Genomic DNA, 17,315 nt, shown 5'->3' on the forward strand with positions numbered 1-17,315 from the left:
TCTCCAAATCATCTATTCTGCTCGTGCTGATTTATCGCTGCTTGAGCCGCCTTACCTGCCGCCTGCCCCTGTACCATCCCATTGAGGCGAATCACTGCACCAGGTATCGTTATTACATTCGTGAGTTTGTTTGGAATTTCCGCCCACTTGAACATCGAGGCACCAAAAATCCCATTCATTGCGCCAACTGTAGTAGCAGCACCAAGGCCCAATAGCGAAAAGTGTTGATCAAATGCAGTTCCGGCGTCGCCGCCTTGGAACTTCGCGATAGCCGCAGCAGCAGCTCCAGTAAATGTATACGCTCCCGCGGAGACGGCCCCACCACTGAGCGCCGCCGTGTAAAGCGAATATCCCGCCTGCGCGGCCTTGTACGCAGCGAGCGCCTCCGGTCCAGCAATTGCGGCCGCAGCAAGAGCCGCTGTTGCACCACCCACGGCGACCACGCCCATCGCGTTCTGGTTGACCGCCTGCGAAAGTTCGCCCTGCGCCTGGAGAACTTGCTTGTATTGCGCATCGGTGCAGACATTGCCCGCGCCGCAATAGCGGTTCACCAGATCGACCCGGATGGCATTGAGCGGATCGCTGCCCTTGCCGATTGCATTGCTGTCGTCGCAATGAGCACCGTCGCACGAAGTGCTCCGGTTGTACAGATCGGTATTCGAGCCGGTGAACGCCCCCGAATTGCCGCCGACCAGTGCGCCAGCGCCATCCGCCAGCGCATTCGCCAGGACGTTCCCGAGCATGCGGTTCGTGTCAGCGTCGCCGGTCGGATTCGCATCATAGACGGCGTTGCTGACCTGGTTCAGGTTACCCGCTAGGGCTGACGACAGACCTGCGCCTGCCGCGCCTGCCAGCGCGTTGCCACCACCCAGGCCTGCGATCAGACCGCCGCCTGCCGTATGCAGCGCCACGCGATACGTGCCACCTTCGCCCCAGTTAGCCGCTTCCTGCGCGTACTGCGCGGCGAGTTCTGTGTCATTTGCGTCAAGGGCCTGCTGCTTGGCGGCCAAGGCATCTTTCTGCTTGCTGTCGGCATATTGCCCGATCTGCGTCGCCACCGCTTCGCCCGCCGCGCTCGACGCGTTCATCATGTCGGCCTGCCGGTTCAGCAGATCGTTCACGTCCGGCGTCCTTGCGACCGTGCCGTTGGTGTTCGTCGTGTCGCGATTCAGGCTGGCCGCGTCCTGCGTCTGGTGCGCACTGTCCGTGACATTGATCGTGCCCGCGCTGATGCCGCTCTTCGTCAGCGCGCTATCACTGCCGCTGTCGTGCTGGCTCAGCATCGGCGTGACGCCGCCCGCATTTCCGACCGAGGATACGCCTGTGCCTCTGGCCGGCGCACCGATGGACGCGCCCGCGCTGAACCCGCTGCTCGACGCACTGTAGTCCGAGCGGTTCTGTATATCGGAGAAGGTAAGCGTGCCCGTTGTCAGCGTGTTCCTCGACGCGTCGGCGTCACCGGCGATCACGGCCCCCTTGAGGTCCGTGTTGCCCTTCACGTTGATGTCGAACCCGCCCGAGCCCGCCTGAATGCCCGCCTGCTCGTTGACGCCCGCATAGTTGCCGTGCGCGTCGCCGTGCTGTGAACTGAAACTCGCGCCACCGCCGCCCTGGCTGATGCTGAAGCCGCCGCCCGAGCTTTCCTGATGCGCGCTGCTGACGGTCGTGTCCTGCACGCTTGCGACATTCAGGTTGCCGCCCACGCCAACGGAAATCTGTTTGCCGCTCACGTTCGAACCGATGATGTTCGTATCGCCGCCCGATGTGATGCTCACGCTGTTCGCACCATCGATGTGCGTATTGTTCTGCATCGCAGCGTCGCTATTCGCGTCGCCGTGCGCCTTCGACATCGACGCCGACACGCCAAAGCCCTGCGTGCCATACGAGACGCCCACGCTCGCGCTACTCGACTGGTTCGTGCTGCGCGTCGTGTCCGTATTCGTCGTATTGACGAGATTGACGTGATTCCTTGCGGCGAGAACCACGTCGTTTGCATTCACGTCCGAACCGGCAATCGTCACGTCGCCACTTCCCGGCGTACCGTTGCCTGTCGCGGCAAACGCGGCTGTGCCGCCCGCGCGCACGGTCGAGCCCTGCTGGGATGCCGAGTCTTCCGTGAAGGTATCCTTGCTGTGGCTGCTGCCGTAACTCAGTTCGATCTTCATGTCGGGCGCACCGCCCGCAGCCATTTCGCCCGCCGAAGCCACGCTCCCGACTGCGGCAATCGCGTGCAGGGCGGAGGCGCGGGAGTCTTTGCTATCGCCCGCCGCATGCGCCTGATCGACTGCGCCCTGCACCGCATCCACGAGTCCGCCCTTCACAGCCAGCGTAAAACCGCTCTTGCTAACCTCATGCACCTCGTCGTGATGACTAGTACCGGTGGCCGCATCGATGATCACATTCGCGCCCGTCCCCGTCACGTTGCGCGCCGCGATCAGATCGCTGCCCGTCACATGCAGGTCCGCCCCCGCGGACAGATTCACGCTGCCACCCGTGCTACCGACGAGACTCCCGTTCTGCGTCACCGAACTGTCGTGCGTCGTGTCCTTCTGGTCGACCTTGCCGTAGGAGATGCCGACCCCGCCCGAACTGCCCAGACCGGTTTTCACCTCCTGATGGAAGTGGCTGCTCTCACTCGTGTCCTGCGTGGTGTTGATGGTCAGGTTGTTGCCCGCCGCGAGCGTCACGTCGTGCGTGGCCGCAACCGTCGAACCGCTGACCGTCATGTCGTGACCGGCCGCGCCCGTGACCGTATCGCCCGATACCGTCGAGCCCTGCGCGATCACCTGGTGCGAACTGGCCGCGTCGGTCGTTTTCTGTTTCGACAGGAAGCCCGAACGTTCATCATGCGACCAGCGTTGCGAATCGTGCGTTTCGCCGACGCTGCCGATCGTCACGTCGCCCGTCGAGACGAGTCTGACGCCACCCGTGCCCGCCGCATCGGTGGCCACACTCGAGCCGAGTATCGCGAGATTGCCGCCGCCGCTCTGGCCGGCCGCGAGCGTCACATCGCCGCCCGCGCTCACATTCGAACCCTGCACCGACTCGTCGTAGGACGAACTCGTGTGATGCGACAGACTGCCGCCCATCGACTGCTCCCGATGCTCGTGCGTGTCCTTCGCCGCCGTCACCGTCAGGTTGTTACCGGCGACCATCGCGGCATCGCCGCCTGCCTGCACCGTCGCACCCGTGAACGTCGTATCGCGCCCCGACACGGTCGCGAGGTTCCCGCCCGCGACAATCGCACTGCCGAGGTTCTGCGTGACCCTGTCGTGTCCGCCGTTCAGCCCGTCGTGTGTCTGGACGTCCTGCGTGCTGGTCAGCGTGATCGTGCCGACGTTCAGGTCGCGGCCCGCCGCAATGGCGGCGTTGCCGCCCGCCTGGATCGTCGCGCCCGTCAGGTTCACGTCGCGCCCGGCTATCACCGTCGCGCTGTTCGTCGCCGAGATCGTGCCGATCGCGTCAACGCCGGTTCCCGCGACGCTGCCCGTCAGCGTGTTCGAGCCGAACGACTTCGACACACCATAGGTCTGCGTCTCATTGACGACATCGCGCCCCGCCTGCACGACGACGTCCCCGCCGCCGATCCGGCCACCCGTGTTGCGCACGTCCTGGACCGCTGCGACAGCCGTCGCGCCCGCGCTGCCGATCACGCCGCGGTTCGTGATGTTGTTGCCGATGATGGTCGTCGCGAGATTGCTGCTGACGTGGCCGCTGTTATTCACGTCGCCGCTCGCGTTCAGGTTCACCGCATTACCCGCGACAAGCGCGCCGCTGTGCGCCAAGTCAACCGTGCTGGACTGCGCGAGATAGACCTGGGGCACCAGCACCGTCTGGTGCGAACCGTCCGGCAAGGTCACGTCCTGCGACACGAGCCACACCATGTCGGTGGTCAGTTGCTGCATCTGCGCGGGCGACAGCGCAATGCCCGGTTCCAGCCCGAACGCCTTCGCATACGCGACGCCGTTGTTCATCAGCGCCGTATATTGCGCGAGATTATCCGTGTAGCCCGCGAGGAACGTGCGGCCGGTCAGTTGCGTGACCTGGTCGCGCATCAGCCTTTCTTCATAGAGCCCGTCGCCCAGGCGCTTCTGGATCTTCTGCGGATCGAGCCCGAGCTGTCCGAGCATGTAGTCGCTCGATATGAATCTGCCGTACTGCGTGAAGCGCGGATCGGTGACCACCAGATAGGTGGCTCCCGGTGCCGTGTTGTAGGTGTACAGGCCACTGACTGGCAGTTTCAGGTTCGGAATGCCGCCCGTCGCGCCGCCGACCGTCTGTGGCCGGCTCGACTGACCGCTGATGGTGCCCGTCTGCGTGCCGTCAGCGCTGCCGCCTGCAACGCCCGAGCCGGCAACCGTCTGCCCCTGACGGTTGACCGAACTGATGCTGATATCCCGCGCATCGGTCTGCACCGTCTGGTTCGACGTGGCAATCGCGGGCAGTGCATCGACGCTCGTCGTGCCCTGGGTGATGCCGGTGCCAATCACCTGCGTGTCGTTGCTGCCGCCGGTTTTCTGGTGCCAGTAGAACGTCGATTGCGAGTCTTGCGTGACGGTCTGCTGAAGCACGATGCCCGTATCGTTGACGCTGCCGCCCGTGGCGCGGCGAACCAGATCGCCGCCCGCGGCCATCGTGGACGACTGGTTGCTGATGCTGCCGCCGTCCGCGTTGATACGGATCGCGCCCTGGGCCCGGAGCGTTGCCGCGTTGCCCGCGCTGACGAGCTGGTCGGTCGCCGTGGTCGTCGTCGAGGTGCGTGACATCTCCACGTAGTCGTGACTGTCCGAGCCGAGGTCGGTTCGCACCACCACCTGGTCAGGCCGGATGTTCGTCTTCGGATCGTAGTCCGGCCACAAGGTAATCGTGTAAGTGCTGCCGTTGTCCGTAATGCTGTTGTAGTACTGCGTCGCGTTGCTGGTGATCGTGCGCGTCGCCTTGACGTGTTGCTGGCTGCAGAAATCGTGGGCGTTGCAGACCTCGACGAGCGGCGTCGTGGCGCTGATGTACGTGTCGGTCAGCGGCTGCGTGAGCGAGAGCGTCTGCTTGGTTGCGTCCAGATTGGCGACCTGCGATTTCGGAACCGTGACGGTGATCGGCGTCATTAACTTGCCGATACTCTCCCCGCCGATCGCCCCTGGGCTCCACCTCCACTGCGGATAGTCGAAACTGTCGTAGAAACCGAGGTCATCGACGGACATCCCCCCGGTCCAGAGCGTCAGCGTAGTCGAGCCCGCATCCTGCGGCGTGCCCGCCTGCGTGACAACACCCGTACGCACGTTACTCACCGTGCGCGCGGCGATGTCGATATCGCCATCCGCCTCGATGGTCGCGGCGCTGTTCGTGAGCGAGCCGGTCTGGTTCGCGAGCATGCCCGACGCGTCGCGCGTGCCGTCCTTCGCGATCTCCAGATTGCCAGCGCTGTAGATCAGCGCGCCGTCGGCGTTGTTGACGGAGTTCTGCGCGTACAGACGGACGCTGTTCGCGCCCGCGATCACGGCCGCGGCGCCGGTATTCCGCACGTCGTCCGCGTTCACGGTGACGTTGTTGCCGATGACCGTACCGGTGTTCGCGAGCGTCGCGCTGGAGGTGGTGACCGTATCGCCTTCGATGCGTCCATCGTTCGTGAGCGTGCCCACTGCGTTCACGGTCGTGGACGACGAATTGATGTCCGCGCCCGCCGAATTGACGACGTTCGCGCCCGTCGCCGTCAATGCGCCCGCCGCCGCAAGCGTGCCGGCGTTCGTCAGCGTGCCGGTCGCGCTCACGCTCATGTCGCCATCGGCGTGCAGGTTGTTGGCCGCGCTGTTGGTGTAGTCGCCGAGGACCGCGAGCGACAGGTTGCGGCCCGCGACCATGTCGCCGTCGCCCGCTACCGTACCGCTTGCGGAGATGTCGCGATTCGCGCGGATCGCACCGCCCGCGTTCGACAGCGAAGCGACATTGACCGACACGTCGAGCCCGCCAAGGATCGCGCCACCGTCATTGATGACAGCCGCGCCCGCCTGGGTCAGATTCACCGCCGTGCCGCCGAAGATCGTGCCGCCCGCGTTGTTCACGGCCTGCATGACGTTCAGGTTCGCTGCGCCGCCCGCGACGAGATTTGCGCCCGCGTCGTTCGCCAGCGTCTGGGCGTTGAGCGTCACGTCGCCATTGCCGCCCAGCGTGCCGCCCGTGCTGGTCACGCTTGCGGCGGAAACAGTCGTCACGCCGTCGCCCGCGTTGGTCAGCCTGCCCGCCGTGTTGTCGAGGCTCGCCGCCGTCACGTTCGCCACGCCGTGCGCGCCGTTGGCGGTCAGCGTGCCCCGCGCGTTCGACAGCGCGCCGCCCGCCGTCACCGACAGGTCGCCCGCTGTCTGCGCCGAGCCGTCCGTGTTGTCGATGCCGCTTTGAGCGGTGAGGCTCAGGCCGTCGTGGCCATACAGTGTGCCGCTCCGGTTCACGATGTCCGAGGCCACGTCGACCTGAGCCGCCTTCTGCGCGGACAGCGTGCCGTGGGTGTTATCGAGGCGCTCCCCGCTGACGGCGAGCGCGCCGTTCGTCTGGAGCGTACCCGCGACGTTCGAGACCGCCGCCGTCGCGCTCACGTCAAGCGAGCCTGTGCCCGCGTGCTGGAGCGTGCCGCTGTCATTCGCGACCGACCGGCCCGACACCGTCAAGCTGTTCGCGTTCGAGGCGATCGTGCCGCCCGTGTTGTCGAGCGTGCCACCCGCTCTGACGGTCTGGTCGCTGGTGCCGTATTGCGTGAGCCTGCCGCTGCGATTGGTGAGGTCGCCCGATGCCGAGACAGCCAGCGTATCGCCTTCGATGCCGCCGCTCGTGTTGTCGATGGATGCCGCTGACACGGTGGTGGCCGCGCCTGACAGCGTGCCGGCCGCATTGTTCAGTGCGCCGGTCGTGGTGACATCGAGCGCGCCGCCGGCGCCGATCGTGCCAGCGTGATTGTCGATGCCCTGCGCGCGAACCGTTGCATCGCTCGCCGCGCTGATTTTCCCGAGGTTCGCGAGTGTGCCCGCTGAAGCACTCAACGCGCCGTTTGTGCCGATGGTGCCGCCCGTCCCGTTGACGAGCGCGCCCGTCGTTGTGAGGGTCATCCCGTCGCTGCCGAGCGACACGATGCGGCCCGCGGTGTTCTCGAGCGAACCGGTAGCGGCGGACAGTGCGCCCGCTGCCTGGATCGTTCCGCCCTGGTTCGACAGGCCGCCCGCCGACGTGACGTTGAGCGCGCCGCCCGAAACGAACTGACCGCCGCGGTTCGACACGTTCGCCGCCGTCACCTGGACCGACCCGCCGGACAGGTTGCCGTGGTCGTTGGTGAGCGTGCCCGCCGCGCTCGCGTCGAGCGCGCCGCCTGCCGTCGTCGTCGCACCAGACAGATCCAGGTCGCCACTGTATGCCGCCAGCGTCAGCGTGCCATTCGCCGACGTGTTACTGCCGGCGAGACTGACGGACGCGCCCTGGATCGTCGTGTTGCCGCCGCCTTCGTTACGGCCGGTCGCGCTGAGCGCACCCTGGGCGGAAACCGACAGGTCGCCCGCATTGGCAATCGTGCCGTCGCCGTTCACACCCGCGCCCAGCGTACCCGTCGATGCAACGCTGCCCGCAGTGAGAATCGTGTTCTGCTGCGCGGCGAGCACGCCGCTGTTCGTGATTGCGCCCGACGTGTCCGCCTTGACGTTCTGCTGCGCGTAGGTGGTGCCGCTGTTGTCGATGCCATCGCGAGCGGATACGTTGATGCTGCCGCTCGCGTTGGTCTGCCCCGCTAGCACGAGCCTGCCCTGCGCGGTCAGGATCAGATCACCCGCCTGCGCCGCGAGCACGCCCCTGTTCGACACGCCGACGCCGTTCTCCGTGCCGACCAGAACGATGCGGTTCGCGTACATGCCGCCCAGGTTGCTTACGTCGATCGACACACCCGGCGCCGGACCATCGCCCGCGATTGGGGTGGTCGTGAGCGTGTCGTGCCCGACCGCATTCGCACCCGTGACGACATTCAGGTTCTTCGCATGGATCGCCGCGTTCGCCTGCACCGCGCGCGCGATCAGATCGACCTGATCGACGTTCGACGCATTCAGCCCCGCGCCCTGCACGGTAATATTGCCGCCCGTCACATTGAAACCCGTCAGCGAGCCGTCCGCGGCGAAGTTCGGCGTGCCCGTCGTCAGGATCGCGCGCGACGTATTGATGAAGCCGCCGCCGTTCACGCTGATGCCCGAGCCGTTCGCGATCACGACTTCCGCGCGCTGGCCCGCGACTTCCAGATGCCCGTTGATCTGGCTCGCCGCGCCGCTGTTGACCTGGTTGACGATGATCCGCGCGGACTGGCCGGGGCCGAAGTTCGGGTTGCCGTTGATCATGCCCGCCTGCTGCGTCTGCACGATGGTCGGCGAGTTGTTCAGGATCGCGCCGCGCTGCTGCACGTCGAACTGGCCGTAGGTGTTCATCGAAACGCCGGCGCCGGACGGCCGGTTGATGTTCACCTGATCGAGACCGTTCTGCGTCTGGATGACGGAGGGCGCATGCGCGCCACCGGGAACGATCTGCGCGCCCGAGATCGCCGGCAATGCGCCGAGCAGCGCCAGGGCGGCGAAGGCGATCTGCCGCAGCGTGAATGGCGCGGTGTGACCGGCCGCATCACTGCGGCTGTGCAACGTGGTCTGTCCGGCTTGCTTCCCCGTCGCCGTGGCGGTTTCCTCGACGGCGACCAGCATGCCTCTCAGTCGGCTGAACACCAGCCTGTGCGTTCCTCGGTTCATTGCTGTTGCGCGAAATCAGTAACGGACCCGTAACGTAGTGGAACCCGACGAAGACCACTGTCAAGGTTTGTCAACATCGGCCCGCGCGCAACACTTCACATCGAATCAACGTCGTCTGATTGACGGTTCTTCCAGCCCATGCGGGCGAAAAAAACGCACGACGCGGGCAAAGACTATCGCTGTTGTCGGCGTCTAACTTCTGCCAACGTTTTCTCCGCAACCCGCGTCGCGGCACACCCTACTGACACCACGCTGTCAGCAGCACCCCCGCACACTTCTCCTCACGCCATCCGGCGCTTTACCCGGCTTACCCGCCCGTCACAGGAGAATGTCATGTCCGCATCATCCAAAGTTGTTGCATGGTTCGAGATTCCGTCGATCGACTTCGATCGCGCCGTTCGCTTTTACGAAGCCGCGCTCGACGTCGAACTGAATCGCCAGGAAATCGGCGGCCAGCCGATCGCGGTCTTCGGCTATGAAGAACCGGCGACGGGCGGCGCGATCGTCCACAGTCCGTCGATGACGCCCACCGGCGACGGCGTGCTCGTCTATCTGAACGCGCAGCCGACCGTCGACGCCACGCTCGCCCGTGTCGAGCAGGCCGGCGGCAAGACCGACGGACCGGTGATCAAGCTGCCGCAGGACATCGGCTACATTGCGTTTTTCACGGATACGGAAGGCAACCGCCTCGGCCTGCATTCGCGGACCAACGGTTAACGGCGACACGACACAACACGACGCGGCGCAGCGCTCACGTACAACGTGCACAGCCTGCACGGCAACGTCATGGCACCGTCCAGGGCCCGCGCAAGCGCCGCGCAACGGCTGAGCGTAGCGCAGACCGAAACGCAAACCGGAGCGCGGCATGCGGCGCTATCATCGCGGAACTGTTCCCGTCCTTTTCTACAAGACGCCCACGATGACGCGCCGCGCCGACCGCCTGTTCCAGATCGCCGAACTGCTGCGCGGACGGCGCCTGACCACCGCGCAACAACTCGCCGACTGGCTAAACATCTCACTGCGCACCGTCTATCGCGACGTGCGCGATCTGCAACTGTCGGGGGTGCCGATCGAAGGCGAAGCCGGCATCGGCTACCGGTTGAGCCGCGCGGCGAGTCTGCCGCCGCTCACCTTCACCGCCGACGAACTGGCCGCGCTCGCAGCCGGCGCGCGGATGCTCGAATCGTGGGGCGGCGCCGGCTTTGCGAGCGGCGCACGCGGGGCGCTCGCGAAGATCGCCTCGGCAATGCCCGCCGACAAGCGCGCGACGCTCGAACGTCTTGCGATCTTCGCGCCGTCGTTTCACATCAAGAGCGATTTCTCCGCGCAACTGGACGCGCTGCATCGCGCGATCGATGCAAGACATGTGGTGAGCTTTGCCTATACCGACGTGAACGGCGCGGCGACCGAGCGCCGCGTCTGGCCGCTCGCGCTCGCCTATTGGGGCGCACGCTGGACCCTCGGCGCGTGGTGTGAATTGCGCGGCGATTTCCGCAATTTCGGGCTGGAGAAGATCCGGAATCTTCAAACCCGCGAACCCTATCCGGATCAGGAAGGCAGGCGGCTCGCGGACCTGTTGCGGCATGTGAACGCGAAGCCGAAATAAAAATCGCGGCCCGCCGCGAGGCAAGCCGCGAATCGCCAACGCGTGCTTATTCGACCGCCTTCACCATATCCTCGATCACCTTCTTCGCGTCGCCGAACACCATCATCGTCTTGTCCATGTAGAAGAGATCGTTGTCGAGACCGGCGTAGCCCGCCGCCATCGAACGCTTGTTGACGATCACGGTGCGCGCCTTGTACGCCTCGATGATCGGCATGCCCGCGATCGGCGACTTCGGGTCGTTCTTCGCCGCCGGGTTCACCACGTCGTTCGCGCCGAGCACGAGCACCACGTCCACCTGACCGAACTCGCCGTTGATGTCGTCCATCTCGAACACCATGTCGTAAGGCACTTCGGCTTCGGCGAGCAACACGTTCATGTGACCCGGCATCCGTCCGGCCACCGGGTGAATCGCGTACTTCACCTCGATGCCCTTCTCGACCAGTTTGTCGGTCAGCTCCTTCAACGCATGCTGCGCGCGCGCCACCGCGAGACCGTAACCCGGCACGATCACCACCGTTTCCGCGTTGCCGAGCATGAACGACGCATCGTCGGCCGAACCCGATTTCACCGGACGCTGCTCCGCCGCGCCGCCCGCCGCCGCCGCACCCGGCTCATTGCCGAAGCCGCCGAGAATCACATTGAAGAACGAGCGGTTCATCGCGCGGCACATGATGTACGACAGGATCGCACCCGACGAGCCGACCAGCGAGCCCGCGATGATCAGCATCGGATTGTTCAGCGAGAAGCCGATGCCCGCCGCCGCCCAGCCCGAGTACGAATTGAGCATGGACACGACCACCGGCATATCCGCGCCGCCGATCGGGATAATGATCAGCACGCCGAGCACGAACGCGATGATCGTCATGATGATGAACGGCAGCCACGACTGCGTGAGGAAAAAGATCACGCCGAAGCCGAGCATCCCAATCGCGAGCATGAGGTTGATCAGATGCTGACCGCCGTACACCACCGGCGCGCCCTGGAACAGCCGGAACTTGTACTTGCCCGACAGCTTGCCGAACGCGATCACCGATCCGGAGAACGTGATCGCGCCGACGAACGTGCCGATGAATAGCTCGACGCGATTGCCATACGGCAGAAAGCCCGGCACCGGGTTCTCGGGATCGATCAAGCCGAACGCCGAGGGCTCCGACACCACCGCATACGCGATGCAGACAGCGGCAAGACCGATCAGCGAGTGCATCGCCGCGACCAGTTCCGGCATCTTGGTCATCTCGACGCGCGCCGCGACGAACGCGCCGACCGCGCCGCCGATCACCAACGCAACCAGCAGCAAGCCGAGCCCGAGGCCCAGATTCGAGCCGAGCGTGGTGGCCTGTTTGGCGATCAGCGCGATGGTGGTGAGGATCGCGATCGCCATCCCGACCATGCCGAAGGTATTGCCGATGCGCGCCGTCTTCGGATTGGACAGCCCCTTGAGCGCCTGAATGAAGCAGACCGACGCGACCAGATAAAGCAGCGTGACGAGGTTCAGGCTCATTACGCGTTCCCCTTGGTCTTGTCCGCGATGAGTTTCTTCGGCTCTTTCTTGCGGAACATCTCCAGCATTCGCCTCGTCACGAGAAAGCCGCCGAACACGTTGACCGCCGCGAGCGCGACGGCGAGCGTGCCGAAGAACTTGCCGGGCGCGCCGAGCGTGAGGCCGGTTGCGAGCATCGCGCCGACGATCACGATCGCCGAGATCGCGTTGGTCACGGCCATCAGCGGCGTGTGCAACGCGGGCGTGACATTCCAGACCACGTGGTAGCCGACGTAAATCGCCAGCACGAAAATGATCAGATTGATGACGGTGTGGTTGAGCACTTCCATCGCCGTTTCTCCTGGTGAATTCGTTTTATGTCTTGCGCGTGACTTCGCCGTCGCGGGCCAGCAGCGTGGCCGCGACGATATCGTCCGCGAGATCGATGTTCAGGGCGCCTTCCTTCGTGATGATCAGCTTGAGGAAGTCGAGCAGGTTGCGCGCGTATAAAGACGACGCGTCGGCGGGCACCATCGAGGCCAGATTCGTATAGCCGACGATCGTCACGCCGTGTTTGCTCACGACCTGATCCGCCTCGGTGAGCGGACAGTTGCCGCCGCGCCGGCCTTCGTACTCCGCGCCGCGGCCCGCCGCCAGGTCGATCAGCACCGAGCCGGGTTTCATCGCCTGCACCGTTTCCACCGAGATCAGCGTCGGCGCGGCGCGGCCAGGAATCAGCGCGGTGGCGATCACCACATCGGCCTGTTTCGCGCGCTCATGAACGAGCGCGGATTGCCGTTGCAGCCACGACGGCGGCATCGGCCGCGCATAACCGCCGACGCCCTGCGCGGCTTCGCGCTCCTCGTCGGTTTCGTAGGGCACGTCGAGAAACTTGGCGCCGAGCGATTCGATCTGCTCCTTCACCGCCGGACGCACGTCGGACGCCTCGATCACCGCGCCCAGGCGCTTGGCGGTCGCGATCGCCTGCAAGCCCGCCACGCCCGCGCCGAGAATCAGCACGCGCGCCGCTTTCACGGTGCCCGCGGCGGTCATCAACATCGGCATGAAGCGCGGATAAAGCGTGGCCGCCAGCAGCACCGCCTTATATCCCGCGATGTTCGCCTGTGACGACAACACGTCGAGGCTCTGCGCGCGCGTGGTGCGCGGCGCGGCTTCGAGCGCGAAGGCGGTGACGCCGGCTGCCGCGAGTTTCAACGCGTTTTCGGCGTTGAACGGATCGAGCATGCCGATCAGCGTCGCGCCGCGCTTGAGGAGCGGCAGTTCGGCATCGGTTGGAGACTGCACCTTGAGGACGAGATCGGCGCCGAACGCCGTGGCCGCGTCGACGATTTCGGCGCCGGCGGCTGTGAAGGCATCGTCAGGAAAGCTCGCGCCGGAACCGGCGCCGCTCTGGATGGTGACCCGATGGCCCTGGGCCACGTACTTCTTGACCGTTTCGGGCGTCGCGGCGACACGGGTTTCATGCGCGCGCGTCTCGGCTGGCACTCCGATGTGCATCGTTGTTCCTCCTCGACTTCCTGTTTTACGACAGATCGCCGACGAGGCACGCCGGCTTACGAGTGCAACGGCTAACGCCTCACTTTAACCGAAACACGGGGGTGCGCAGAAATCGGGGACAATCCGGGGGCGCCCGGCCGGCCGGGCGGCTTGCACATCGCAGCCGCTGCGTACGCAATCGCCGGCTCTCCGGCCCATGCGCCTGCCGCCAGCCAAGGCGAGCGGTCGCCCAGCCGGTCGCCCGCATTCCGGCAGCCCCCGCCCATAAACGGTAAAATGCGCAGCCATGAAACCGGAAACCTGGTTGCCGCACGTGACCGTCGCGGCCATCGTCGAGCGCGACGGGCGCTTTCTCGTGGTCGAGGAACATACCGCCGACGGCCTGCGCCTGAATCAGCCCGCGGGCCATCTGGAAGCGGGTGAAACGCTTCTTCAAGCGGTAATCCGCGAAACGCTCGAGGAGACCGCCCATCCCTTCGAACCCGAAGCGCTGGTCGGCATGTACATGACGCATTTCGAGCGGCCCGGCAGCGAGGGCGTGACGTATCTGCGCTTCACCTATTGCGGCACGGGCGGCGAACCGAACGCGGAGTGCGCGCTCGATCCCGACATCGCCCGCACGCTGTGGATGAGCGCCGATGAATTGCGCGCCTGCGCCGAACGGCATCGCACGCCGCTCGTCATGCAATGCCTCGACGACTACCTCGCGGGCCGGCGTTTCCCGCTCGACTTCGTGCATACGCATTCGGTCGCGCAAAAACGGCCGTAGCCTGATGAGCGGCCAACCCACGATCAATGAAGTCACGCAGTACCCAGTGAGCATCTTATGAGCAAGCAGAAAGTCGTAGTAGGCATGTCGGGCGGCGTCGATTCGTCGGTGACCGCATGGCTGCTGAAGGAACAGGGCTACGACGTGGTCGGCCTGTTCATGAAAAACTGGGAAGACGACGACGACAGCGAATACTGCTCGACGCGGCAGGACTGGATCGACGTCGTGTCGGTGGCGGACCTGATCGGCATCGACGTCGAAGCGGTCAACTTCGCGTCCGAATACAAGGACCGTGTGTTCGCCGAATTCCTGCGCGAATATTCGGCCGGCCGCACGCCGAATCCGGACGTGCTGTGCAACGCCGAAATCAAGTTCAAGGCCTTTCTCGACCATGCAATGTCGCTCGGCGCGGAAACCATCGCGACCGGCCACTACGCACGCGTGCGTGAGAACAACGGCCGCTTCGAATTGCTGAAGGCGTTCGACCATACGAAGGATCAGTCGTACTTCCTGCATCGGCTGAATCAGGCGCAGTTATCGAAGACGCTGTTTCCGTTGGGTGAGATTCCCAAGACCAAGGTGCGGGCGATCGCCGAACAGATCGCCCTGCCGAACGCGAAGAAAAAAGATTCGACGGGCATCTGCTTCATCGGCGAACGGCCGTTCCGCGATTTTCTGAATCGCTATCTGCCGACCAGGCCGGGCCCGATGAAAACCACCGACGGCAAAGTGGTCGGCGAACACATCGGCCTCGCGTTCTACACGTTCGGCCAGCGCAAGGGCATCGGCCTCGGCGGCAGCAAGGACGGCAGCGGCGAGCCGTGGTTCGTCGCCGGCAAGGACATTCCGTCGAACACGTTGTACGTCGCGCAGGGCCACGATCATCCGTGGCTGCTCAGCCATACGCTCACTGCGGGCAACACGAGCTGGGTCGCGGGGGAGTCGCCCGCGGACGGCTTCGCGTGCGGCGCGAAGACTCGTTACCGGCAAGCGGATGCGCGCTGCACGTTCGGTGCGGCTGCAAGCGCGGCTGCAAGCGCGGCAAACCCCGGCGAAGGCCTCTTCGAGCTGAACTTCGACACTGCGCAATGGGCTGTCACACCGGGGCAATCGGCGGTGCTCTACGATGGCGACGTGTGTCTCGGCGGCGGCATCATCGAACACGCGGTGACCGGGCAGCCGACGGCGCGTCAGCCGCAAACGGCCGCGCTGGTGACCGCTCGCTAGGCGCCGCGTTGCACCGTGCGGCAAGGCTCGTCATCGCCGCACGCGTTTTATCTTTACGCTTCAAGTTCACACCGCGTCTTCTGATTCGACACTGCGCGCTCCACGCGTGCGTTGCATCTTCAAGTCGCAGCCAGCTTCACCATAAGAAGCAGTCGTTCGTTTTCCCTCGTGGGCGGATTCCGCCGGCGCAATCCGCGCCGACGATCCCGCCATGACGATCCTCACTGCACCGGAGTCTCCATGTTTTCTCGGCGTTATCTGGCCATGTGGTGCGCAGCCGTGCTGCTCGCCGTTTGCGCGGCGCTCGCCGCAACGCATAGCATTGCGTGGTTCTGGCTCATCGTGCCGGCGGCGCTCGTCGCGCTCGGGGTATTCGACCTGGCGCAGCAGCGCCACGCGATTCTGCGCAACTATCCGTTGTGGGGACACTTGCGCTTTCTGTTCGAATTCATCCGCCCGGAAATCCGCCAGTATTTCGTCGAGAACGATACCGACGAGAAGCCGTTCTCGCGCGCTCAGCGCAGCATCGTCTACCAGCGCGCGAAGAACGACGTCGACAGCCGCCCCTACGGCACCGAGCTCGACGTGAAGGCCGTCGCGCACGAATGGATCAGTCATTCGCTCGCGCCGACCAGGCTGGATAGCCACGACTTTCGCATCGTCGTGGGAGGCGAGCGCGCGCAGCCTTACTCGATGTCGATCTTCAACGTCTCCGCGATGAGCTTCGGCTCGCTGTCGGCGAACGCGATCATGGCGCTGAACCTCGGCGCGAAGAAAGGCAACTTCGCGCACGACACGGGCGAAGGCTCGATGTCCAGGTATCACCGCGAGCATGGCGGCGACATCATCTGGGAAATCGCGTCGGGCTACTTCGGCTGCCGCAACGACGACGGCTCCTTCAGCGCGGAGAAATTCGCCAGGCAGGCCGCCGAGCCGCAGGTGAAGATGATCGAAGTGAAGCTCTCGCAAGGGGCGAAGCCCGGTCACGGCGGCGTGCTGCCGGCCGCCAAGATCACGCCGGAAATCGCCGAAACGCGCGGCGTGCCGATGGGCCGCGATTGCATTTCGCCCGCCACGCATTCGGAGTTCTCGACGCCGCGCGGCCTGCTCGAATTCGTCGACCGCTTGCGCACGCTGTCCGGCGGCAAGCCGACCGGCTTCAAGCTGTGCATCGGCCATCCGTGGGAATTCTTCGGCATTGCGAAGGCGATGCTGGAGACGGGAATCTTGCCGGACTTCATCGTCGTGGACGGCGCGGAAGGCGGCACGGGCGCGGCGCCGCTGGAATTCACCGATCACGTGGGCGTGCCGTTGCAGGAAGGGCTGCTGCTCGTGCACAACACGCTGGTCGGCATCGGCTTGCGGCAACGCATCCGCATCGGCGCGAGCGGCAAGATGATCACCGCGTTCGACATCACGCGGACGCTGGCGATCGGCGCCGACTGGGTGAACGCGGCGCGCGGCTTCATGTTCGCGGTCGGCTGCATTCAGGCGCAGACCTGCCACACTGGGCGCTGTCCGACCGGCGTCGCGACCCAGGACCCGGTGCGCCAGCGTGCGCTCGTCGTGCCGGATAAGGCCGACCGCGTGTTCAGCTTCCATCACAACACGCTGCATGCGCTGAAGGAAATCATTCAGGCGGCGGGCTTGAAGCATCCGGCGGAATTACGCGCGCATCACATCGTGCGACGGGTGTCGTCGCATGAGGTGCGGTTGATGTCGGAGTTGTTGAAGTATCTGGAGCCGAACGATCTGCTGAACGGCACCTATCGCTATTCGCTGTATGAGAAGTGGTGGCCGGTGGCGCAAAGCGATTCGTTTGCGCCGAAGGTGGAGTTGGCGGTGGCTTGAGTCGGATTCCGTCCGACCCCGCAAAACGGACACCCCCCTCCCCTTTCCGTTAAAATCCAAGGTTTAGCACTTCGCTCCACGGTCGCCTCGCGCGCTTCGGCGCTCGCG

9 protein-coding genes are annotated in these 17,315 nt (G+C 65.1%); 5 read left to right on the plus strand and 4 right to left on the minus strand.

All coding sequences use genetic code 11. The annotated features are described in order from the left end of the window. Positions 1–8: 8 nt before the first annotated feature. Positions 9–8,756: a hemagglutinin repeat-containing protein gene (locus tag ACTJLC_RS04925; protein ID WP_440843295.1), complete on the minus strand. Its 8,748-nt coding sequence runs from the start codon at positions 8,754–8,756 to the stop codon at positions 9–11. A gap of 333 nt (positions 8,757–9,089) precedes the next feature. Between ACTJLC_RS04925 and ACTJLC_RS04930 the strand changes: the two genes are divergently transcribed. Then, on the plus strand, positions 9,090–9,473 hold the full coding sequence (locus ACTJLC_RS04930) for a VOC family protein (protein WP_073428244.1): 384 nt from the start codon (positions 9,090–9,092) through the stop codon (positions 9,471–9,473). Between the two features lie 148 nt (positions 9,474–9,621). Next, positions 9,622–10,362, plus strand: a complete 741-nt coding sequence (locus ACTJLC_RS04935; RefSeq protein ID WP_083084591.1) for a helix-turn-helix transcriptional regulator — start codon at positions 9,622–9,624, stop codon at positions 10,360–10,362. 46 nt (positions 10,363–10,408) lie between these two features. Here the strand turns inward: ACTJLC_RS04935 and ACTJLC_RS04940 are convergent, their stop codons facing one another. The 3 genes from ACTJLC_RS04940 to ACTJLC_RS04950 are packed head-to-tail and all read right to left on the minus strand — an operon-like array spanning position 10,409 to position 13,360. Beyond that, positions 10,409–11,863: an NAD(P)(+) transhydrogenase (Re/Si-specific) subunit beta gene (locus tag ACTJLC_RS04940; RefSeq protein ID WP_073428246.1), complete on the minus strand. Its 1,455-nt coding sequence runs from the start codon at positions 11,861–11,863 to the stop codon at positions 10,409–10,411. Continuing rightward, positions 11,863–12,192 carry an NAD(P) transhydrogenase subunit alpha gene (locus ACTJLC_RS04945; protein ID WP_073428247.1) on the minus strand — a complete coding sequence of 110 codons (330 nt, stop codon included), beginning with the start codon at positions 12,190–12,192 and terminating at the stop codon, positions 11,863–11,865. Before ACTJLC_RS04945 ends, ACTJLC_RS04940 begins: the two co-directional genes overlap by 1 nt. A gap of 25 nt (positions 12,193–12,217) precedes the next feature. Then, positions 12,218–13,360, minus strand: a complete 1,143-nt coding sequence (locus ACTJLC_RS04950; RefSeq protein WP_310130561.1) for a Re/Si-specific NAD(P)(+) transhydrogenase subunit alpha — start codon at positions 13,358–13,360, stop codon at positions 12,218–12,220. A 286-nt stretch (positions 13,361–13,646) separates the two neighbouring features. Here ACTJLC_RS04950 and ACTJLC_RS04955 point away from each other — a divergent pair, with 286 nt between their 5' ends. The 3 genes from ACTJLC_RS04955 (at position 13,647) to ACTJLC_RS04965 (ending at position 17,207) form a co-directional block, all read left to right on the plus strand. Further along, on the plus strand, positions 13,647–14,129 hold the full coding sequence (locus ACTJLC_RS04955) for an NUDIX hydrolase (RefSeq protein ID WP_310119114.1): 483 nt from the start codon (positions 13,647–13,649) through the stop codon (positions 14,127–14,129). A 57-nt stretch (positions 14,130–14,186) separates the two neighbouring features. Then, positions 14,187–15,356, plus strand: a complete 1,170-nt coding sequence (gene mnmA, locus ACTJLC_RS04960) for a tRNA 2-thiouridine(34) synthase MnmA (RefSeq protein ID WP_310130565.1) — start codon at positions 14,187–14,189, stop codon at positions 15,354–15,356. A gap of 240 nt (positions 15,357–15,596) precedes the next feature. After that, positions 15,597–17,207, plus strand: coding sequence for an FMN-binding glutamate synthase family protein (locus tag ACTJLC_RS04965; RefSeq protein ID WP_310130568.1), 1,611 nt, complete (start codon positions 15,597–15,599; stop codon positions 17,205–17,207). Positions 17,208–17,315: the final 108 nt, after the last annotated feature.

Source organism: Paraburkholderia sp. 22099, from assembly GCF_052045835.1.
Taxonomy (GTDB): Bacteria; Pseudomonadota; Gammaproteobacteria; order Burkholderiales; family Burkholderiaceae; genus Paraburkholderia; species Paraburkholderia terricola.

Coding starts and splice junctions, on each gene's coding strand:
- ACTJLC_RS04925 (WP_440843295.1), bottom strand. CDS start 8,756: ATGAACCGAGGAACGCACAGGCTGGTGTTCAGCCGACTGAGAGGCATG.
- ACTJLC_RS04930 (WP_073428244.1), top strand. CDS start 9,090: ATGTCCGCATCATCCAAAGTTGTTGCATGGTTCGAGATTCCGTCGATC.
- ACTJLC_RS04935 (WP_083084591.1), top strand. CDS start 9,622: ATGCGGCGCTATCATCGCGGAACTGTTCCCGTCCTTTTCTACAAGACG.
- ACTJLC_RS04940 (WP_073428246.1), bottom strand. CDS start 11,863: ATGAGCCTGAACCTCGTCACGCTGCTTTATCTGGTCGCGTCGGTCTGC.
- ACTJLC_RS04945 (WP_073428247.1), bottom strand. CDS start 12,192: ATGGAAGTGCTCAACCACACCGTCATCAATCTGATCATTTTCGTGCTG.
- ACTJLC_RS04950 (WP_310130561.1), bottom strand. CDS start 13,360: ATGCACATCGGAGTGCCAGCCGAGACGCGCGCGCATGAAACCCGTGTC.
- ACTJLC_RS04955 (WP_310119114.1), top strand. CDS start 13,647: ATGAAACCGGAAACCTGGTTGCCGCACGTGACCGTCGCGGCCATCGTC.
- mnmA (WP_310130565.1), top strand. CDS start 14,187: ATGAGCAAGCAGAAAGTCGTAGTAGGCATGTCGGGCGGCGTCGATTCG.
- ACTJLC_RS04965 (WP_310130568.1), top strand. CDS start 15,597: ATGTTTTCTCGGCGTTATCTGGCCATGTGGTGCGCAGCCGTGCTGCTC.